Source organism: Streptomyces sp. NPDC048461 (genome assembly GCF_055587105.1).
Genome location: NZ_JBVJGW010000001.1, coordinates 432,465 through 451,346, shown reverse-complemented (window position 1 = coordinate 451,346; position 18,882 = coordinate 432,465). Strand labels below are relative to the sequence as shown.

The window sequence follows — 18,882 nt, the reverse complement described above, 5'->3', positions numbered from 1 at the left end:
CTTGTGCGGTATTACTCCGCTTCGCCGTCCCCGTCCAGAGGGAGCGCGGCTTCGCGGGCCGCGTCCGGGCCCTGCTCCAGCAGGACGTCGAAACCGGCGTCGTCGAGGATGGCGAGCTTCAGCTGCACGGCCTTGTCGTACTTGGAGCCCGGGTTGTCGCCGACGACGACGAACGAGGTCTTCTTCGACACCGATCCGGTCACCTTGGCTCCCCGGCTCTGCAGCGCGTCCTTCGCACCGTCGCGGGTGTGGCGCTGCAGGGTGCCCGTGACCACGACGGTGAGCCCTTCGAGGGGGCGCGGGCCCTGCTCCTCGGCGGAGCCCTCCTCCTCCATGCGGACACCGGCCTCCCGCCACTTGCGCAGGATCTCCTGGTGCCAGTCGACGGCGAACCACTCCTTGAGGGAGGCGGCGATGATCGCGCCGACGCCGTCGGTGGCGGTCAGCTCCTCCTCGGTGGCCTGTTCGATGCGGTCGATCGAACGGAACTCGCGGGCGAGGGCCTCCGCCGCCACCGGGCCGACGTGCCGGATCGACAGGCCGTTGATGAAGCGTGCCAGCGGCCGGTCCTTGGCCGCCGCGATGTGCTCCAGCATGGCCAGGGCGTTCTTCTTCGGCTCGCCCTTCTGGTTGGCGAAGACCGTGACGATCTTCTCCTCGCCCGTTTTCGGGTCCCGCTTGGGCAGGCCGCTGTCCTGGTCCAGGACGTACGCCTTGATGGGCAGCAGCTGCTCGATGGTCAGGCCGAAGAGGTCGCCCTCGTCCAGCAGCGGGGGCTCGGCCGGTTCCAGCGGACCCGTCAGCGCGGCGGCCGCCACCATGCCGAAGTTCTCGATGTCCAGGCTCTGCCGGCCGGCGAGGTAGTACAGCCGCTGGCGCAGCTGGGCGGGGCAGGTCTGCGCGTTGGGGCACCGGACGTCGATGTCCCCCTCCTTCATCGGCCGCAGCTCCGTCCCGCACTCGGGGCACTCGGCCGGCATCACGAACTCGCGCTCGCTGCCGTCGCGCAGGTCCACCACCGGTCCGAGGATCTCGGGGATGACGTCGCCGGCCTTCCGCAGCACCACGGTGTCCCCGATGAGGACGCCCTTGGCCTTGACGACCTGCTGGTTGTGCAGGGTGGCGAACTCGACCTCGGAACCGGCCACCGTCACCGGCTCCACCTGCGCGTACGGCGTCACCCGGCCGGTGCGGCCGACGCCGACCTTGATGTCGATGAGCTTGCTGTTGACCTCTTCGGGGGCGTACTTCCAGGCGATCGCCCAGCGCGGTGCGCGGGCCGTGGAGCCGAGCCGGCCCTGGAGGGAGATCTCGTCGAGCTTGACGACGACGCCGTCGATCTCGTGCTCCACCGAGTGCCGGTTCTCGCCGAAGTGGGCGATGAACTCGCGGACTTCGGCGAGGGAGGAGACCACCTTGTTGTGCCGGGCGGTCGGCAGGCCCCACTCGTGCAGCAGCGCGTACGCCTGCGACTGGCAGGTGATGTCGAAGCCCTCGCGCGCGCCGATGCCGTGCACCACCATGTGCAGCGGGCGGCTCGCGGTGACCTTCGGGTCCTTCTGGCGCAGCGAACCGGCGGCCGCGTTGCGCGGGTTGGCGAAGGGCTTGCCCTCGGTCTCGACCAGCCGGGCGTTGAGCTCCTCGAACTTCTCCATCGGGAAGAAGACCTCGCCGCGGATCTCGACGAGCGCCGGGATCCGGTCGCCCCGGAGACGGTCCGGGATGTCGGCGATGGTGCGGACGTTGGGGGTGATGTCCTCGCCGGTGCGGCCGTCGCCGCGGGTGGCCGCGCGGGTCAGCCGGCCGTTCTCGTAGGTGAGGTTGACGGCGAGGCCGTCCACCTTGAGCTCGCACAGGTAGTGGTAGTCCGCGGTGTTCACGTCGCGGGCCACCCGCTCGGCCCAGGCGGCCAGTTCCTCGTCGTCGAAGGCGTTGTCGAGGGAGAGCATGCGCTCGCGGTGCACGACGGAGGCGAAGTCCGTCTCGTACGCCCCGGCCACCTTCTGGGTGGGCGAGTCGGGCGTGCGCAGCTCCGGGTACTCCTCCTCCAGCGCCTCCAGCGAGCGCAGCAGCGTGTCGAACTCGGCGTCGCTGACGACCGGCTGGTCGTTCACGTAGTACCGGAAGCGGTGCTCCTCGATCTGCTCGGCCAGCAGCGCGTGCTGCTCGCGCACCGCCGCCGCCGGTGCTGCCGTGTCCTGCTGTTCGGCTGCCATGCCGTGTCCTCCCGTGGGCCCGTCCCGACCGTCACTCAGGGTTGTCGGCGAGCGACCTCGCCGCTCTGGCGCAATGTGCCTGCGCCGCGCGGGCGTAGGCGGGCGACGCGCCCGCCAGACCGCACGTCGGGGTGACCACGACGGACTCGGCCAGAGTCCCCGGGGCCAGTCCCAGCCTGCGCCAGAGCTTCCTGACACCCATGACGCTACCGCCCGGGTCCGACAACGGGCCGTCGGTGCCCGGCACCACTCCGGCGAAGAGTTTCGTCCCGTCCTCGACGGCCTCCCCGATGGCGTCGTCCTCGCGCTCGGTGAGCAAGGAGAAATCGAACGACACGCCCGTGGCGCCCGCCCGGCGCAGCAGGGCGAAGGGGACCTCGGGAGCGCAGGAGTGCACGACGACCTCGCCGTCGTGGACGGCGACGAGGTCGCGCAGCGCCCCCTCGACGACCTGCCGGTCGACGGCGCGGTAGGTCCGGTAACCGCTCGCGGAGCGGACCCGCCCGAGCAGCACGGCGGTCAGGGAGGGCTCGTCGAGCTGGAGGACGATCCGGGCTCCGGGGATCCGCCTGCGCACGTCGGCCAGGTGGTCGCGCAGGCCCTCGGCCAGCGATCCGGCCAGGTCGCGACAGGCACCGGGGTCCTGGAGGACGGCTTCGCCGCCGTGCAGTTCCAGGGCCGAGGCGAGCGTCCACGGGCCGACGGCCTGGACCTTGAGCCGGCCCTCGTAGCCCTGGGTGAACTCCTCCAGGGCGTCCAGGTCCTCGCCGAGCCAGGACCGGGCGCGCCTGCTGTCGCGGCCGGGCCGGTCGCTGATCCGCCAGCCGCTCGGCTCGACGTGCGCGTACATGTCGACGAGCAGTCCGAGGGAGCGGCCGATCATGTCGGCGCCGGGGCCGCGGGCGGGCAGCTCGGCGAGGTACGGGAAGTCCTCGAAGGAGCCGGTGACGGTCCTGGCGGCCTCGCGGGCGTCGCCGCCGGGCAGCGAGCCGACGCCGGTGGCGCCCGCGCTCATCGGCCGGGCCTGACGGTCAGGTCGTTGACCTCGGCGTCGCGGGGCAGGTCGATGGCCATGACGATGGTCGTGGCCACGGACTCGGGGTCGATCCACGCGGCGGGGTCGTAGTCCTTGCCCTCCTGGGAGTGCACCTTGGCCTGCATGGGGCTGGCGGTGCGGCCGGGGTAGACGGAGGTGACGCGGATGCCGTTCGGCTTCTCCTCGTCGCGCAGGGAGTCGGCGAGGGCCTTCAGCCCGTGCTTGGAGGCGGCGTACGCGCTCCAGTCGGCGTGGGCGCGCAGACCGGCGCCGGAGTTCACGAAGACGACGTCCGCGCGCGAGGCGCGCAGGGTGGGCAGCAGCAGCCGGGTGACCTCGGCGGGGGCGATGAGGTTCACGTTGAGCTGCTGGTGCCAGGTCTTGGGGCGCAGGTCGCCGACGGGGCCGAGGTCGACGATGCCGGCGATGTGCAGCAGCGAGTCGATCCGTTCCGGGATCGCCTGCTTGGAGAACGCCCAGGAGAGCCGGTCGGGGTCGGCGAGGTCCCCGACGAGGGCCGTGGACCCGGGGTGACGGTCGGTGAGCTGACGGGCCCGGCCGGCGTCCCGGGCGAGGAGGACGAGGTCGTCGCCGCGGGCGTGCAGGCGGGCCGCGACGGCGGCGCCGATGCCGGACCCGGCACCGGTGATCAGGTGAGTAGCCATGGCCCCCATGCTCGCACCCCGCTCGGGGCCCGCCGTTCAGGTGGACCGGCCCGGGGCCTCCGTGACGCGCGCCCGCGCGGCGGCGGCCCGCCCGGCCGTGTCAGAGGCCCGCGGAAGCACGGAGTGCGGTGGCCGTCTTCGCGGCGTCGTAGTCCGGGGCGACGCCCTCGACGAGGACGACCTCGCCCGGGATGTGGTCGGTGCGCAGCGGGAGGATCGCCTGATAGGCGTCGGAGGCGTACCAGGCGCGGGCCCGGTCCAGGCCGGGGAAGCCGATCATGACGACCGTGCCGGGGAAGGGGCCTTCCAGTACCTCGACCTCGCGTCCGTGGACGAGGAAGCGGCCGCCGTAGGGGTCCAGGGTGGCCTGGATGCCCTCGATGTAGCGCAGGACGTCTTCGTGCATCGTCGTCGGGCGGATGTGGGCGATGGCGTACGCGGTCATGGCGCTCTCCCCTGCCGGTCGGTCGGTCCGGCGCTCCGGGCCGGTGTTCCGATCCTGCCGACCGGCCGGCCGCGGGTCCATGACCTCCGGGGTCATGCCGGTGCGGCGGCGGTGGCCGGGTCGTGCGGCTGGAAGGTGCGGCGGTAGGCGATCGGGGAGGTGCCGAGGGCCGCGCGCATGTGCTGGCGCAGGGAGTTGGCGGAGCCGAAGCCCGCGCGGTGCGCGACGAGGTCCACGGGCAGGTCGCTGGACTCCAGCAGGTGGCGGGCGATGTCGAGGCGCTGGAGCGTGAGCCATTGCACGGGGGTCATGCCGACCTCGTCGCGGAACCGGCGGGTGAAGGTGCGCAGGCTCATCCGGGCGTGGGCGGCGAGCTCCGCCAGCGTGACGGGTTCGGCGAGCCGTTCCAGGGCCCACGCGCGGGTCGCGGTGGTGGTGGCGACGGTGGGCTCGGGGACGGGCCGGTCGATGTACTGGGCCTGCCCGCCGTCGCGCCACGGCGGTACGACGCACAGCCGGGCGGCGCGGTTGGCGACGGCGGTGCCGTGGTCCTGGCGGACGAGGTAGAGGCAGAGGTCGACGCCCGCGGCCACTCCGGCGGAGGTGAGGACGTCGCCGTCGTCGACGAACAGGACGTCCTCGTCGAGCCGGACCCGCGGGAAGGCCCGCTGGAACTCGGGGGCGTGCAGCCAGTGGGTGGTGGCGGGCCGGCCGTCGAGCAGCCCGGCCGCGGCGAGGACGTACGAGCCGGTGCAGATGGACACCAGCCGGGTGCCGGGGCGGATCGCGGCGAGGGCCGCGGTCAGGGCGGGCGACAGGGGGGCTCCGTGGGCGAGGTCGTCCATGGCGTGCGTGGGCGGGATGATCACGGTGTCGGCGGCGGCGAGCGCCTCCGGTCCGGCCGAGACCCCGACCGTGAAGCCCGCGTCGCTGGCGACGGGGAGGCCGTCCGCGGTGCAGACGGTGACCTCGTAGAGCGGCCCGCCGGCGTCGTCCTGTGCGTTGCCGAAGACCCGGGAGGGCATCCCGAGCTCGAACGGGGGGACTCCTTCGAGGGCCAGTACGGCGATACGGTGCATGGCCAGATCCTGTCACATGGTGGCCGTACGGTCAGCACCGTGCGGGGCGCGGGCACGCGAAGCTGAGGTCATCGGCCGGGGAAACCGGTACGGAACACCACGAACACCACGAAAACCACCGAGGAGACATTCATGCGCGCCGTCGTCGTCAGCAAGTGGGGCGGACCCGAGGTCCTCGTCGAGACGCAGGCCGAGCGTCCGGAGCCGGGCATGGGCGAGGTCCTCGTCCGGGTCCACGCCGCCGGGGTCAACCCGGTCGACTGGAAGACCCGCGAGAGCGGCGGGCTGATCCCCTGGGGGCCCGTGCCGGCGGTCGGCTGGGACGTGTCGGGCACCGTGGAGGCGGTCGGCCCGGGCGTGACCCTGTACCGGGCGGGCGACGAGGTGTACGGCATGCCCCGCTTCCCGCAGCAGGCCGGCGCGTACGCCGAGTACGTGACCGCCCCCGCGCGGCACTTCGCCCGCAAGCCGGCCGCGCTGGACCACGTCCAGGCGGCGGCGCTGCCGCTGGCCGCGCTGACCGCCTGGCAGGCCCTGGTGGACACCGCCGGGGTCACCGCCGGACAGCGCGTACTGGTCCACGCGGCGGCGGGCGGGGTCGGCCACCTGGCCGTGCAGATCGCCAAGGCCCGGGGCGCGTACGTGATCGGCACCGCGAGCGCCGCCAAGCACGACCTGCTGCGCGAGCTGGGCGCGGACGAGGTGATCGACTACCGCACCACGGACTTCGAGAACGCCGTCTCCGACGTGGACGTGGTGATCGACGCGGTCGGCGGGGACCACGGGCGGCGCTCGCTGAAGGTGCTCAAGGCCGGTGGCCACCTGGTGACCCTGCCGGGCCCGGACGGCGTCCCGGACGGCGCGGACGACGTGCACGCCGTCTGGCTCCTGGTGGAGCCGGACCTGAAGGGCCTCCAGGAGATCGCCGCCCTGGCGGACCGGGGACTGCTGAAGCCGCTGATCGAGGCGGTCCTGCCGCTGGAGCAGGCCGCGCAGGCCCACGAGCTCGGCGAGCGCGGCCGGACCACCGGCAAGATCGTCCTGACGGTGGTCTGACCCGGCGGAAACTACACGGACGCGGCCGCGGCCCGCGTGGTCGTCGCGATGGTGGCCGAGCCGACCACGCGGGTGCCGTCGTAGAGCACGATCGCCTGGCCGGGGGCCACGCCGCGGACCGGCTCCGTGAAGGAGACGCGCAGCTCGCCGTCCACCAGCTCGGCGAAGACCTCGGTCTCGCCGCCGTGGGCGCGCAGCTGCGCGGTGTACGTACCGGGGGCGGCGGCCGCAGCGCCGCACCAGCGCGGGCGGATCGCGGTGAGGGCGGTGACGTCCAGGGCCTCGACGGGGCCGACGGTGACGGTGTTGTTCACCGGGGAGATGTCGAGGACGTAGCGCGGCTTGCCGTCGGCGGCCGGGTGCCCGATGCGCAGGCCCTTGCGCTGGCCGATGGTGAAGCCGAAGGCGCCCTCGTGGGTGCCGACCTTCTCACCGGTCTCGTCGACGATGTCGCCCTCGGCCTTGCCGAGGCGGCCCGCGAGGAAGCCCTGGGTGTCGCCGTCGGCGATGAAGCAGATGTCGTGGCTGTCGGGCTTCTTCGCGACGGCCAGGCCGCGCTCCTCGGCCTCGGCCCGGATCTCCTCCTTGGTGGTGAGGGTGTCACCGAGCGGGAAGAGGGCGTGGGCGAGCTGCTTCTCGTCGAGCACGCCGAGGACGTACGACTGGTCCTTGGCCATGTCGGAGGCGCGGTGCAGTTCGCGGGAGCCGTCCTCGTTCAGCACGACGGTGGCGTAGTGGCCGGTGCAGACGGCGTCGAAGCCGAGGGCGAGGGCCTTGTCCAGCAGCGCGGCGAACTTGATCTTCTCGTTGCAGCGCAGGCAGGGGTTGGGGGTGCGCCCGGCCTCGTACTCGGAGATGAAGTCCTCGACGACGTCCTCGCGGAAGCGTTCGGCGAGGTCCCAGACGTAGAACGGGATGCCGATGACGTCGGCGGCGCGGCGGGCGTCGCGGGAGTCCTCGATGGTGCAGCAGCCGCGGGCTCCGGTGCGGAAGGACTGCGGGTTCGCGGAGAGCGCGAGGTGGACGCCGGTCACGTCGTGCCCGGCTTCGACCGCGCGGGCGGCGGCGACGGCGGAGTCCACGCCGCCGGACATGGCGGCCAGGACGCGGAGGGGGCGGGCGGTGCGCGGCAGGTTCTCAGTCATAGCACCGTCCAGGGTACGGGGAACCGCAAGGGGTCACGGCGCGTTGTCGGGGTCAGGGGGGTGGATCACATGGGTGAGGGCGGGAAGGACGGGAAGACCGCGGGGGGACCGCGGCGGACCCGCAGGGCGGTGCTGCTCGGCGGGCTCGGGGTCGTCGCCGCGGCGGCGGTCGTCGGCCGGGACGAGCTGGGCCGCGCCTGGTGGCTGATGCCGGGGGTGTCCAAGCCGCGCAAGGACGGCGAGATCGACCACGCGGGCGCGGGCTGGACGGCGGCCTCCCCGGCGAACTGGCGGCTCGCGGACCGGCCGGACGACTACCGCGTGGACCGGATCGTCGTGCACGTCACACAGGGCGGCTTCGCGTCCTCGGTGGACGCGTTCAAGAACCCGTGGCACAGGGCGTCGGCGCACTACATAGTGCGCCAGGACGGCCATGTCGAGCAGATGGTGCGGGAGCTGGACGTCGCCTTCCACGCGGGCAACCGGTCGATGAACGAGCGGAGCGTCGGCATCGAGCACGTGGGCTTCGTGGACCGCCCGCAGGACTTCACCGACGCGATGTACGCGGCGTCGGCCGTGCTGGCGGCCGGCATCTGCCGGCGCTACGGCATACCGGCGGACCGCACCCACATCGTCGGCCACTCCGAGGTGCCGGGCGCCGACCACACGGACCCGGGCTCCCACTGGGACTGGGACCGGTACGTCCGCCTGGTCGGCGAGGCCCTGCGCGCCGCTAGCTGAGGCCCGCCGTGCGGGCCCGGTCGACCGCCGGGCCGATGGCCGCGGCGACGGCGGCGACGTCCTCCCGGGTGGAGGTGTGCCCCAGGGAGAAGCGCAGGGTGCCGCGGGCCAGCTGCGGGTCGGTGCCGGTGGCCAGCAGGACGTGGCTGGGCTGGGCGACCCCGGCGGTGCAGGCCGAGCCGGTGGAGCACTCGATGCCCTGGGCGTCGAGCAGGAGCAGCAGGGAGTCCCCCTCGCAGCCGGGGAAGCTGAAGTGGGCGTTCGCCGGGAGGCGGCCGTCGGGGTCGCCGCCGAGGACGGCGTCGGGGACGGCCGCCAGGACGGCGGCGACGAGCTCGTCGCGCAGGGCCCCGACCTCGGCGGCGAACCGCTCGCGCCGTTCGGCGGCGAGGACGGCGGCGACGGCGAAGGCCGCGATGGCGGGGACGTCGAGGGTGCCGGAGCGGACGTGCCGTTCCTGGCCGCCGCCGTGCAGGACGGGGACCGGGGTCTGGTCGCGGCCGAGCAGCAGGGCGCCGATCCCGTAGGGGCCGCCGATCTTGTGCCCGCTGACGGTCAGGGCGGCCAGGCCGCTGTCGGCGAAGCGGACGTCGAGCTGGCCGAAGGCCTGGACGGCGTCGGAGTGGAGCGGGATGCCGTGCGCGGCGGCGACGTCGGCCAGTTCGCGGACCGGCATGACGGTGCCGATCTCGTTGTTGGCCCACATCACGGTGGCCAGGGCCACGTCGTCGGGGTCGCGCTCGACGGCCTCCCGGAAGGCCTCGGGGTGGACGCGCCCGTGGTGGTCCACGGGCAGGTACTCGACCCGTGCGCCCTCGTGCTCGGCGAGCCAGTGCACGGCGTCGAGGACCGCGTGGTGCTCGACGGGGCTGGCCAGGACGCGGGTCCGGGCGGGGTCGGCGTCGCGGCGGGCCCAGTAGAGGCCCTTGACGGCGAGGTTGTCCGCCTCGGTCCCGCCCGCGGTGAAGACCACCTCGCTCGGGCGGGCGCCGATCGCTTCGGCGAAGGCCTCGCGGGCCTCCTCGACGGTACGGCGGGCCCGGCGGCCGGCGGCGTGGAGGGAGGAGGCGTTCCCCGTGGCGGCGAACTGCGCGGCCATCGCCGCGGCGGCCTCCGGCAGCATCGGGGTGGTGGCGGCGTGGTCGAGGTAGGCCATGATCCCCCGATTCTACGAGGCGCCCGGTGCCCCGGACTCCAGCGGGACTCCCGCGGACCGGACCCCCGCCCCGGTCGCACGGCGGGGCGGGGGTCCGGCCGGCCGCGGCGCCGGGACGCGCCGACGGGCCCGGCCGAGGTCAGGGACCCCGGGCGGGCCCGGAACGGGGCTGGGGCGGACCGGATCAGGCCTGGCGCGGTGCGCGGGCCAGCTGGCGGGACTGGGCCACGAGGTGGTCCGCCGAGTCCCAGACCTCCGCGTCCTCCTCCAGGAAGCCGCCGGCCAGGTTGCGCGTGGTGATCGCGACCCGCAGCGGACCCGGAGCCGGGCGCCGGCGCACGTGGGTGGTGAGTTCCACGGTCGGGGTCCAGCCGATCAGGCCGAGGTCGAAGGAGGTGGGCGGGAGGGCGTCCACCGCGAGCAGCATCGACAGCGGATCGGCGTCGCGGCCGTCGGCGAGCTCGAACCAGGCCCGCATCTCGCCCTTGCCGGAGGGCGCGCCGACGGCCCATCCGGCGGTCGCCGGGTCCAGCCGCAGCCGGAGCCGGTCGACGATCGCGGAACTGCCGGGGATGGGCGCCGGGCCGGCCTCGGCGCCGAGGCAGTCCTCGTACGCGGGCATGGCGGGCGGGCGCGCCGTGGTCCGCACGTCGTCCGGGAGCGCGGAGAGGTCGCCGTAGGAGGCGAGGACGCGGATGCGCTCGACCTCGGCGCCGTTCTCGTCGTACTGGAACAGCGAGGCCTGGCCCGTGGACAGGGTGCGGCCGATCCGGACGACCTGGGTGCGGATCACGGCGGGTCCGGGCACGGAGGAGGTCAGGTAGTGGGCCGAGACCGTGAAGGGGTCCGGGTGCGGCAGGGCCGCCGACAGGGCCCGGCCGACGAGGGCCAGCAGGTAGCCGCCGTTGACGGCGGTGATGATCGTCCAGCCGGCGGAGAGTTCCGCGTCGTACACCCCGGCCTCGCCCGCGCGGGCGCTGATGGTGGTGTCGCGGTCGAACTCGCTGTCGCCGATGGATGCCTGGGCAGCTGCGTGTGACATGGAAACGACGGTACACCGGAGATCTACTAAGCGGTAGCTTATGTTTGTTACGGCTCTTCGGCCACCGAGGACCGGCGGTTCCACGCCAGCGGCGCCCGCAGGTGGTACCGGATGGCGAGCAGCCGCAGCACGAAGGTGGTGACGATCGCCAGGCCCGTGGTGAGCCCGTTCAGGGTGTCGAGCGCGATGAAGACGGCGACCATCGAGGCGCCGACCATCGCCGGGACGGCGTACATCTCGCGGTCCCGCAGCAGCGAGGGCACCTCGTTGACGAGCACGTCGCGCAGGACTCCCCCGCCGACGGCCGTGGCCAGCCCGAGCGCGGCGGACGCGGTGAGGCCCAGTCCGTACTCGTACGCCTTGGTCGTGCCCGTCACGCAGAACAGCGCGAGGCCGGCGGCGTCGAAGACGTTGATCGCCCGGTTGATCCGCTGGACCTCGGGGTGCAGGAAGAAGACGAGCGCGGCGGCGATCAGCGGCGTGACGAAGAAGCTGAGCTCGCCGAAGGCCGCGGGCGGGACGGCTCCGATGACGAGGTCGCGGAACAGGCCGCCGCCGAGGGCCGTGACCAGGGCGAGGACGGCGATGCCGAAGACGTCGAAGTTCTTGCGCACGGCGAGGAGCGCGCCGGCCGTGGCGAAGACGAAGATGCCCGCGAGGTCCAGCGCGTGCTGGACGCCGGGCGGGAAGAGATCGTGGAGCACCGGGACATTGTCGCCTGCGGCGGGCTCGCCGCACGCCCCGGCCCGGGCGGACCCGGGGCTCCCGGAGCCGGCGCCCGCAGGCGGCCCCGGACACGCGCGCGGGGCCGGAGGTCCTCCGGCCCCGCGCGTGTTTTCGGCCGCTACTCCGAAACCGTGACCACCGCGTCGGCCGCGCCCGGCAGGGGCTGGTCGCCCGGCACCTGGTCGGGGGCGTTCTCCGGGTGGTGGCAGGCCACCTGGTGTCCCGTCTTGAGCTCCAGCAGCGGCGGCTCCTGCGTGGTGCAGACCTGGGTCGCCTTCCAGCACCGCGTGTGGAAGCGGCACCCGCTGGGCGGCGAGATCGGCGAGGGCACGTCGCCCTTGAGCAGGATGCGGCCGCTCGCCGCGCCGCGCCGGCGCGGGTCCGGCACGGGCACCGCCGACATGAGCGCCGTGGTGTAGGGGTGCATCGGGGCCCCGTACAGCGCCTTGTTGTCGGCCAGCTCGACGATCTTGCCCAGGTACATCACCGCGATGCGGTCCGACACGTGCCGGATGACCGAGAGGTCGTGGGCGATGATCACGTAGGTGAGGCCGAGCTCCTGCTGGAGGTCGTCCAGCAGGTTGACCACCTGGGCCTGGATGGACACGTCCAGCGCCGAGACCGGCTCGTCCGCGACGACCAGCTTCGGATTGAGCGCCAGGGCCCGCGCGATGCCGATGCGCTGGCGCTGGCCGCCCGAGAACTCGTGCGGGTAGCGGTTGTAGTGCTCGGGGTTGAGGCCGACCAGCGACAGCAGCCGCTGCACCTCGGGCTTGATCCCGCCCTCGGGCGTGACGTTCTGGAGCTTGAACGGCGCACTGACGATGGTGCCCACCGTGTGCCGGGGGTTCAGCGAGCCGTACGGGTCCTGGAAGATCATCTGGATGTCGCGGCGCAGCGGCCGCATGCCCGCCACGCCGAGGTGCGTGATGTCCTTGCCCTCGAACTCGACGGTGCCGCCCGTGGGCTCCAGCAGCCGGGTGATCAGCCGGCCCATGGTGGACTTGCCGCAGCCGGACTCGCCGACGATGCCGAGGGTCTCACCGCGCCGGACGTCGAAGTCGATGCCGTCGACGGCCTTGACGGCGCCGGCCTGGCGCCGCAGCAGCCCCTTGGTGATGGGGAAGTGCTTGGTCAGGCCGGAGACCTTGAGCAGCACCTCGGGGGAACCGGTGGCCTGCTTGGGGATGACGGCCGTGTCCGTCTTCTTCATGTCGGGGGTCTCGGTCACAGCTTCGGCGCAATCTCTTCGGTCCAGATCCGGGTCCGCTGCTCGTGCGACATGTGGCAGGCGGACCAGTGGCGGGTGCCGTCCTCCGTGAGCTCGGGCCGGACCGTGCGCGTCACGTTGTCCTTGGGGACGTCGGCGTACGGGCAGCGCGGGTTGAAGGCGCAGCCGCTCGGGATGTTGATGAGGCTGGGCGGCGAGCCCTTGACCGGGATGAGGCGCTCGGTCTGCTCGCGGTCGATGCGCGGCATCGAGCCCAGCAGGCCCCAGGTGTAGGGGTGGCGGGGCTCGTAGAAGACCTTCTCGGCCGTGCCCCGTTCGACGCAGCGGCCGCCGTACATCACCAGGAGCTCGTCGGCCATCTCGGCGACCACGCCCAGGTCATGCGTGATCATGATGACCGCGGAGCCGAACTCCTTCTGGAGGTCCCGGATCAGGTCGAGGATCTGGGCCTGGACGGTGACGTCCAGGGCGGTCGTCGGCTCGTCCGCGATGAGCAGCTCGGGATTGTTGACCAGCGCCATCGCGATCATCGCGCGCTGGCGCATGCCGCCGGAGAACTCGTGCGGGTAGCTGTCGACGCGCTTGTGCGGCTCGGGGATGCCGACGCGGTCCAGGAGGTCGACGGCGCGCTTGCGGGCGGCCTTCTTGTCGACCTTGTTGTGGACGCGGTACGCCTCGGCGATCTGCTTGCCGATGGTGAAGTACGGGTGCATCGCGGACAGCGGGTCCTGGAAGATCATCGCGATCTCCCGGCCGCGCAGCCTGCGCACCTCGTCCTCCTCGGCGGTGAGCAGCTCCTTGCCGTTCAGCCAGATCTCGCCGGAGATCCGGGCCCGCTGACGGCCGTACTGGCCGACGCGGTGCAGGCCCATGATGCCGAGCGAGGTGACGGACTTGCCGGAGCCGGACTCGCCCACGATGCCGAGGGTCTTGCCCTTCTCCAGCGTGAAGGAGAGCCCGTCGACCGACTTGACCAGGCCGTCCTCGGTCGGGAAGTGCACCTTGAGGTCGCGGACCTCCAGGAACGCGGTGGGGGGCGCCGTCCCGCCGACGGGCTGGTTCAGGACTCCGGTCTTGGTCAGATCGGTCATGACAGCCTCACTCGGGGGTCGATCACCGCGTACATGAGGTCAACGATGAGGTTCGCCGCGACGACGAAGAAGGCGGAGATCAGGGTGATGCCCAGGATGACCGGCAGGTCGTGTTCGCTGATCGCGCGGACCGCGCTGTAGCCGAGGCCGTGCAGCGAGAACGTGTACTCGGTGAGCACCGCGCCGCCCATCAGGGCTCCGAGGTCCAGGCCGAGAACGGTCAGGATGGGCGTCATCGTCGACCGCATCGCGTGCTTGCCGATGACGACGGGTTCCGTCAGGCCCTTGGCGCGGGCGGTGCGGATGTAGTCCTCGTTGAGGACCTCCAGCATCGTCGCGCGGGTGAGCCGGGCGTACATCGCCGCGTACAGGAAGGCGAGCGAGACCCACGGGAGGATCATGCCGTTGAACCACTTGGCCGGATCGTCGGCGAACGTGGCCTCGGGCCGCCCGAACCAGCCGAGCTGGTCGGAGAAGAGGGCGATGGCGAGCATGCCCGTGAAGTAGATGGGGAGGGAGACGCCGGCCAGCGCGATGCCCATGGCCGAACGGTCCAGGACCGTACCGCGCTTGAGGGCGGAGATGACGCCGGTGGCGACACCGCCGATGACCCAGAGCACGACGGCGCCGGCGGCGAGCGAGAGGGTGACCGGCAGCCAGTCGGTCAGCAGCGGCCAGACCTCCTGCTCGGTCTTGAAGGAGTATCCGAAGCAGGGCGCGGCGCAATGCGTGACGTCGGAGCCGTTGGCGTACGTGCGACCCGCCACCAGCCCGACGACGAACTTGCCGAACTGGACGAGGATCGGGTCGTCGAGACCCATCTTCTGCCGGATGCCCTCGATGGCGGCGGGGTCGGACTGCTTGCCGACGAAGTACAGCGCCGGATCCGTCCCGATCATCTTCGGGAAGAGGAAGAAGATTCCGAAGGTCACCAGCGTGATGACCAACAGCATGACGATGACGGCGAAGAACCGCCGGATGAGATATGCAAGCACTGCGCTCGGCCTGGCCGCTGCCCGGGGGCGCCCTCTTCTGGAGAGCGCCCCCGCGCCGCGACCGCGGCCATCACCTGCCCTTCGTGCCTAGCGGGTGTGGCACTGGAACACTGGAACGGGACTGACGGACGGTTACTTCACGACGCCGAGCGACGCGTAGTCGTAGCGGCCGTTGTAGGCGTCGGAGGTGTAGGCGTTCGTCAGCCGGGTGCTGCGCCAGGTGATCGTCTTGTCGTAGACGAAGGGCAGGTAGACCGCGGCCTCGGAGACCTTCTGGTTCATCTGCTTGTAGATGTCGCCGGCCTTGTCCGGGTTGGTCTCGGCGATGGCGTCGTCGAACAGCTTGTTGACCGCCGGGTCGTTCAGCTCGGAGAAGTTGTTGTTGCCGCTCTGCAGGATGAAGCGACCGTCGACCAGCGGCTGGGAGAATCCCTGACCGGTCGGGAAGTCGGCGCCCCAGCCCATGATGATGATGCCGTAGCCCTTCTCCTTGACGACCTTCGGCGAACCGATGATGCCGGAGGTCTGGGCGCCGTCGAACTGGTCGACGTCGGCCTCGATGCCGACCTGCTTCAGGGCGTTCTGCAGGGAGACCGCCGTGGCGACCTCGACCGGCTTGTTGTTGCGGACCGCGATGGTGGTCTTGAAGCCTTCCGGCTTGCCGCAGGCGGCGAGGGCGGCCTTGGCCTTCTCGACGTTCGGCTTGCCGTCGTTCTTCAGGACCTCGTACGGGTCGTACTTGGCGTCGGAGCCCTTGACGCCCAGCGGCAGCATGTTGGGGGCGATGTCGCCACCGGCCTGCGGGCCGCCGCGGGCGGTCTGCAGGGACTTCTTGTCGGCCGCGTAGATGACGGCCTTGCGGCACTCGACGTTGTCGAACGGGGCGACGGTCTGCGGGAACACGGCGTACCGGATGAAGCCGGTCTGGCCGTTGTCCAGGTTGCCCTTGTGGTCCTTCAGCGCGGTGGCGCGGGCCGCCTGGCCTATGCCGGTCGCGTTGAGGTCGAGGTCGAACTCGCCGTTCATCAGGCGCTTGTCCATGTCGTCCGCGTTCGCCATGAACGTGACCGAGATGGAGTCCGGGAGCGCCTTGCGGATGGTGTCCGACTCGGGCTTCCAGTTCGTGTTGCGCGAGAGCTTCATGCTCTTGTTGGGCTCGTACGAGTCGATCTTGTACGGGCCGTTCGAGAAGGGCTTCAGGCCGTACTTGGCCGCGGTGTCCTTCTCCTGCTTGACCGGGCTCGCCGCCGGCATGGCCAGCATCTGCTCGAAGTCGCCGTTGGGCTGCGGGAGCTTGAAGATGATGGTCTTCGCGTCCGGGGTCTCGATCGCCTTGAGGCCGAGCTTGTCCGGAGCGGTGTCCTTGTACGGGCCCGGGTACTCGGTCTTCGGGTCGAGGACCTGCATCAGGTAGACCGGGCCGCCGGAGATGACGTCCTGGGCCCAGGTGCGCTCGATGCCGTACTTCACGTCCTGGGCGGTGACGGGCGTGCCGTCCTCCCAGGTCACGTTGTCCTTGAGGGTGTACTTGTACGTCTTGCCGCCGTCGCTGATCTCGGCCTTCGCGGTGGCGAGGTCGGGCTCCAGCGCGGTGCTCTGCTCGCCCGGCGCCGCCTTGTAGCTGACCAGCTGGCGGGCGTAGTAGCGGGAGAAGTCCCACATGAAGCCGTAGTAACCGCGCTGCGGGTCCCACGAGTCGGCTTCCTGGGTGCCGACGAACTTGAGCTCGCCGCCCTTCTTGTCCGACGCGTTGGCGATCTTGCCTATGCCCGCGTTGAAGCCGGCGCCGCCGGCGGACTTGTCGTCCGTCGTCTTGTCGTTGCCGCCACAGGCGGTCGCGGTCAGCATGACCGCGAGCACGACGGCCGTGCCGGTGGCAAGCCTGCGCTTCGACGTGCGATGGGTAGTCACGATGCTCGCAACCCTCCGTTGTAGTTCCGGTGTACGTACGGCTCGAAGCCGGTTCCTGGTTTGCCCTGCGGTGGCTAGCGGGAGCCCTTCGGGTCGAGGGCGTCACGGACGCCGTCGCCGAAGAGGTTGAAGGCCAGCACGGTGATGAAGATCGCCACACCGGGGAAGATCATGAAGAGCGGATCGTCCTCGTAGGTCCGCACGGCCGTGGAGAGGGTCTCTCCCCAGGACGGCGTGGGCGGCTTGACGCCGACTCCGAGGAAGCTGAGGGCCGCCTCGGTCAGCACGTTGGTGGGGATCATCAGCGTCGAGTAGACGGTGATGGGCGCCACCAGGTTCGGAAGCAGTTCGCGGAAGAGGATGTACATGCGGCCCGCGCCGAGGCTGCGCGCGGCTTCGACGTACTCCCGTTCGCGCAGCGACAGGGTCTGCCCGCGGACGATGCGGCCGATGTACGGCCAGCCGAAGAAGCCGATGACCAGCACCAGCACGGCGATGCGCAGGCCCGAGCCCTCGAAGCCCCAGAGCTTGCTGGGGATGACGGAGATCAGCGCGATGATGAACAGCAGTTGCGGGAAGGCCAGCAGCAGGTCCATGACGCGGCTGACGGCCGCGTCGACCCAGCCGCCGAAGTAGCCCGCGATGATGCCGAAGAAGGTGCCGAGCCCGACCGCCACGAAGGCGGACAGGAAGGCCACGAGCAGCGAGATCCGCGCGCCGTAGACGATCCGGCTGAAGACGTCGCGGCCGTTGACCGGCTCGACGCCCAGCAGGAAGTCCCCGCTCATGCCGCCCCAGTCGCCGGCCGGCAGGCCGAGCAGCGGGTCCAGCATGTCCTCGTGCAGCTCCTCCGGCGGGTGCCCGAGGAGCTTGACGATCAGCGGCGCGAACAGTGCGACGAGGATCAGCAGGAGCACGACGACACCGCCGGCCAGGGCGACCTTGTCACGCTTGAGGCGGATCCACGCGATCTTCCACGGAGAGCGCCCCTCGATCGCCTTCTGCGGGACGTCGGGGGCGGCCACGGCCGCGGGCCCGGCCGCGCTGGTGTCGTGCAGTGGTGCCGTCATCGTGGTGGGGACCCCTCTCGGCCGACGGTGGCCGGCCCATGCCCGCCGCTGTGGCGGCTTGGTTCTATCGGCGTCGCTGATGGTGCGATCGGCACGAAATGCGCCTGAAGTGCACGTGAAGAGCTGGTGCTTGCTGGATTGACCGGCCTTCGGTGGGGGGAGTCTTCAACGGCGTCTGAGCCGCCCGCCAGACCTGCCGGGGATGTGATGCGCAACCGTGATCTGCGCCTACACCTTCCGTTATCCGAACCGCGCGGGCTGTTCAGCGGTGAAAGACCGCCCGTTAGGCGCGGAACGGACATCCGGGCCAACTGCCACTTAGGGCAGCCTTCTTGGGCGGATTCGACGGGAAATGCGAAAGACCGCACCGGCGGACTCCGGTGCGGCCTTCGAGACGGATGTCTCAGTATGCGGATCTCTCGGGACGGGCCCGGGGTGCGGTCGGCGCACCCGGTTTCAGTACGCCGGACCCTGGCCCTCGCGGTCGTAGAACGGCCGGGTCTGCGCCCGCAGCCACATCGCCACCGGGTCGTGCTCGTCGGCCAGCGCGACGGTGCACACCGGGACGCCCTCGGGGACCACGCCCACCGACTGGCGCATCATCTCCCGTACGGATTCCAGCGCGGGCGCGGAGGCGTCGTACAGGTCGAGCCCGACCGCGAGGTACGGCGAGCCCAGCGCGGGCTGCACCCAGGCGCGGCGCAGCGACCGCACGGCGGGCGTGCGGTGGGCGTGCCGGGTCAGCAGCCCGTAGAACTGCGGGAGCTCGATGGCGGGCTCCGACAGCCGCAGCGGGCCGGCCGGCATCCGGTCCAGGCCCGTGGCGATCCGGCGCAGGTCCGCCCAGGGCACGCCGAGCCCGCCGCCCGAGGCGTGCGGGTTGAGCCACAGCCCCCAGCGGTCCGGGTACAGGGCGCGGGCGATGTCCCGGCCCGTGACGACCTCGTAGCCCCGGTTCCAGCCGCTGGCGGCCAGCTCCTGCGGGGAGGTCACGCACGGCGCGTAGCCGAGGCCCTCCACCTCCATGCCGCCGTACTGGGCGTCCGGGGATCCCGGCTGCCCCTGCCACAGCAGCATCCACAGCCGGCCCTCGGAGAGGGCGTGCAGCAGTGACTCGTAGCTCTCATAGCGCCCGGGAGTCACCTGGCGCAGCATGTGCTCGACCTGCCCGGCCGCGGCCGTGCCTGACGCACTCACCCGGTACCCCTTCTTCGTCCGCCCGTCGTCCACGCGTACCCGGGCCGCGCGTGCGGCCGCAGGTGTGACCACCTTAAGCG

Annotated in this window: 17 protein-coding genes; 2 read left to right on the top strand and 15 right to left on the bottom strand. The window is 71.8% G+C overall.

The annotated features are described in order from the left end of the window. Positions 1–11 precede the first annotated feature (11 nt). The 5 genes from ligA to ACZ6S8_RS01970 form a co-directional block, all read right to left on the bottom strand. Positions 12–2,216 (bottom strand): NAD-dependent DNA ligase LigA, encoded by a 2,205-nt coding sequence (gene ligA, locus ACZ6S8_RS01990; RefSeq protein ID WP_469451547.1) that lies wholly within the window; start codon positions 2,214–2,216, stop codon positions 12–14. Between the two features lie 31 nt (positions 2,217–2,247). Next, positions 2,248–3,231 (bottom strand): methionine synthase, encoded by a 984-nt coding sequence (locus ACZ6S8_RS01985; protein WP_469451546.1) that lies wholly within the window; start codon positions 3,229–3,231, stop codon positions 2,248–2,250. Continuing rightward, on the bottom strand, positions 3,228–3,917 hold the full coding sequence (locus ACZ6S8_RS01980) for an SDR family oxidoreductase (RefSeq protein WP_469451545.1): 690 nt from the start codon (positions 3,915–3,917) through the stop codon (positions 3,228–3,230). The genes ACZ6S8_RS01985 and ACZ6S8_RS01980 overlap by 4 nt, the downstream gene beginning before the upstream one ends. A 100-nt stretch (positions 3,918–4,017) precedes the next feature. Continuing rightward, on the bottom strand, positions 4,018–4,362 hold the full coding sequence (locus ACZ6S8_RS01975; RefSeq protein ID WP_469451543.1) for a DUF1330 domain-containing protein: 345 nt from the start codon (positions 4,360–4,362) through the stop codon (positions 4,018–4,020). Positions 4,363–4,454: 92 nt separating this feature from the next. Continuing rightward, entirely contained in the window at positions 4,455–5,441 is a 987-nt protein-coding gene (locus ACZ6S8_RS01970; RefSeq protein WP_469451541.1) for a GlxA family transcriptional regulator, read from the bottom strand. A gap of 132 nt (positions 5,442–5,573) precedes the next feature. Between ACZ6S8_RS01970 and ACZ6S8_RS01965 the strand changes: the two genes are divergently transcribed. Continuing rightward, positions 5,574–6,497 carry an NADP-dependent oxidoreductase gene (locus ACZ6S8_RS01965; RefSeq protein WP_469451539.1) on the top strand — a complete coding sequence of 308 codons (924 nt, stop codon included), beginning with the start codon at positions 5,574–5,576 and terminating at the stop codon, positions 6,495–6,497. 11 nt (positions 6,498–6,508) lie between these two features. Here the strand turns inward: ACZ6S8_RS01965 and mnmA are convergent, their stop codons facing one another. Continuing rightward, complete coding sequence (gene mnmA, locus ACZ6S8_RS01960; protein ID WP_469451537.1) at positions 6,509–7,642, bottom strand: tRNA 2-thiouridine(34) synthase MnmA; 1,134 nt, start codon at positions 7,640–7,642, stop codon at positions 6,509–6,511. A gap of 69 nt (positions 7,643–7,711) precedes the next feature. On the opposite strand from mnmA, the gene ACZ6S8_RS01955 reads away from it, so the two are divergent. Next, positions 7,712–8,383 (top strand): N-acetylmuramoyl-L-alanine amidase, encoded by a 672-nt coding sequence (locus ACZ6S8_RS01955; RefSeq protein ID WP_469451535.1) that lies wholly within the window; start codon positions 7,712–7,714, stop codon positions 8,381–8,383. On the opposite strand, the gene ACZ6S8_RS01950 is transcribed toward ACZ6S8_RS01955, so the two are convergent. The 9 genes from ACZ6S8_RS01950 to ACZ6S8_RS01910 form a co-directional block, all read right to left on the bottom strand. Continuing rightward, positions 8,376–9,539 carry a cysteine desulfurase family protein gene (locus ACZ6S8_RS01950; protein WP_469451533.1) on the bottom strand — a complete coding sequence of 388 codons (1,164 nt, stop codon included), beginning with the start codon at positions 9,537–9,539 and terminating at the stop codon, positions 8,376–8,378. The two genes, ACZ6S8_RS01955 and ACZ6S8_RS01950, sit on opposite strands and share 8 nt — an antisense overlap. Positions 9,540–9,723: 184 nt before the next feature. Further along, positions 9,724–10,581: a thioesterase family protein gene (locus ACZ6S8_RS01945; RefSeq protein ID WP_469451531.1), complete on the bottom strand. Its 858-nt coding sequence runs from the start codon at positions 10,579–10,581 to the stop codon at positions 9,724–9,726. Between the two features lie 47 nt (positions 10,582–10,628). After that, positions 10,629–11,285 carry a trimeric intracellular cation channel family protein gene (locus tag ACZ6S8_RS01940; RefSeq protein ID WP_469451530.1) on the bottom strand — a complete coding sequence of 219 codons (657 nt, stop codon included), beginning with the start codon at positions 11,283–11,285 and terminating at the stop codon, positions 10,629–10,631. Positions 11,286–11,425: 140 nt separating this feature from the next. Beyond that, positions 11,426–12,520, bottom strand: a complete 1,095-nt coding sequence (locus tag ACZ6S8_RS01935) for an ABC transporter ATP-binding protein (protein WP_469451890.1) — start codon at positions 12,518–12,520, stop codon at positions 11,426–11,428. 14 nt (positions 12,521–12,534) lie between these two features. Continuing rightward, positions 12,535–13,629, bottom strand: a complete 1,095-nt coding sequence (locus ACZ6S8_RS01930; RefSeq protein WP_469451528.1) for an ABC transporter ATP-binding protein — start codon at positions 13,627–13,629, stop codon at positions 12,535–12,537. Then, complete coding sequence (locus ACZ6S8_RS01925; RefSeq protein WP_267717716.1) at positions 13,626–14,624, bottom strand: ABC transporter permease; 999 nt, start codon at positions 14,622–14,624, stop codon at positions 13,626–13,628. The genes ACZ6S8_RS01930 and ACZ6S8_RS01925 overlap by 4 nt, the downstream gene beginning before the upstream one ends. 132 nt (positions 14,625–14,756) lie before the next feature. Beyond that, a complete protein-coding gene (locus ACZ6S8_RS01920; protein ID WP_469451527.1) occupies positions 14,757–16,535 on the bottom strand; it encodes an ABC transporter substrate-binding protein in 1,779 nt (592 codons plus the stop codon). 74 nt (positions 16,536–16,609) lie between these two features. Next, positions 16,610–17,605 (bottom strand): ABC transporter permease, encoded by a 996-nt coding sequence (locus tag ACZ6S8_RS01915; protein WP_469451525.1) that lies wholly within the window; start codon positions 17,603–17,605, stop codon positions 16,610–16,612. Between the two features lie 456 nt (positions 17,606–18,061). Next, a complete protein-coding gene (locus ACZ6S8_RS01910) occupies positions 18,062–18,802 on the bottom strand; it encodes an enhanced serine sensitivity protein SseB C-terminal domain-containing protein (RefSeq protein ID WP_469451524.1) in 741 nt (246 codons plus the stop codon). Between the last annotated feature and the right edge of the window lie 80 nt (positions 18,803–18,882).

What these genes read in the sequence shown, in the direction of transcription:
- ACZ6S8_RS01980 (WP_469451545.1), bottom strand. Translation starts at nt 3,917, where the DNA reads ATGGCTACTCACCTGATCACCGGTGCCGGGTCCGGCATCGGCGCCGCC.
- ACZ6S8_RS01965 (WP_469451539.1), top strand. Translation starts at nt 5,574, where the DNA reads ATGCGCGCCGTCGTCGTCAGCAAGTGGGGCGGACCCGAGGTCCTCGTC.
- ACZ6S8_RS01975 (WP_469451543.1), bottom strand. Translation starts at nt 4,362, where the DNA reads ATGACCGCGTACGCCATCGCCCACATCCGCCCGACGACGATGCACGAA.
- ACZ6S8_RS01935 (WP_469451890.1), bottom strand. Translation starts at nt 12,520, where the DNA reads ATGAAGAAGACGGACACGGCCGTCATCCCCAAGCAGGCCACCGGTTCC.
- ligA (WP_469451547.1), bottom strand. Translation starts at nt 2,216, where the DNA reads ATGGCAGCCGAACAGCAGGACACGGCAGCACCGGCGGCGGCGGTGCGC.
- mnmA (WP_469451537.1), bottom strand. Translation starts at nt 7,642, where the DNA reads ATGACTGAGAACCTGCCGCGCACCGCCCGCCCCCTCCGCGTCCTGGCC.
- ACZ6S8_RS01950 (WP_469451533.1), bottom strand. Translation starts at nt 9,539, where the DNA reads ATGGCCTACCTCGACCACGCCGCCACCACCCCGATGCTGCCGGAGGCC.
- ACZ6S8_RS01945 (WP_469451531.1), bottom strand. Translation starts at nt 10,581, where the DNA reads ATGTCACACGCAGCTGCCCAGGCATCCATCGGCGACAGCGAGTTCGAC.
- ACZ6S8_RS01970 (WP_469451541.1), bottom strand. Translation starts at nt 5,441, where the DNA reads ATGCACCGTATCGCCGTACTGGCCCTCGAAGGAGTCCCCCCGTTCGAG.
- ACZ6S8_RS01930 (WP_469451528.1), bottom strand. Translation starts at nt 13,629, where the DNA reads ATGACCGATCTGACCAAGACCGGAGTCCTGAACCAGCCCGTCGGCGGG.
- ACZ6S8_RS01955 (WP_469451535.1), top strand. Translation starts at nt 7,712, where the DNA reads ATGGGTGAGGGCGGGAAGGACGGGAAGACCGCGGGGGGACCGCGGCGG.
- ACZ6S8_RS01915 (WP_469451525.1), bottom strand. Translation starts at nt 17,605, where the DNA reads ATGACGGCACCACTGCACGACACCAGCGCGGCCGGGCCCGCGGCCGTG.
- ACZ6S8_RS01985 (WP_469451546.1), bottom strand. Translation starts at nt 3,231, where the DNA reads ATGAGCGCGGGCGCCACCGGCGTCGGCTCGCTGCCCGGCGGCGACGCC.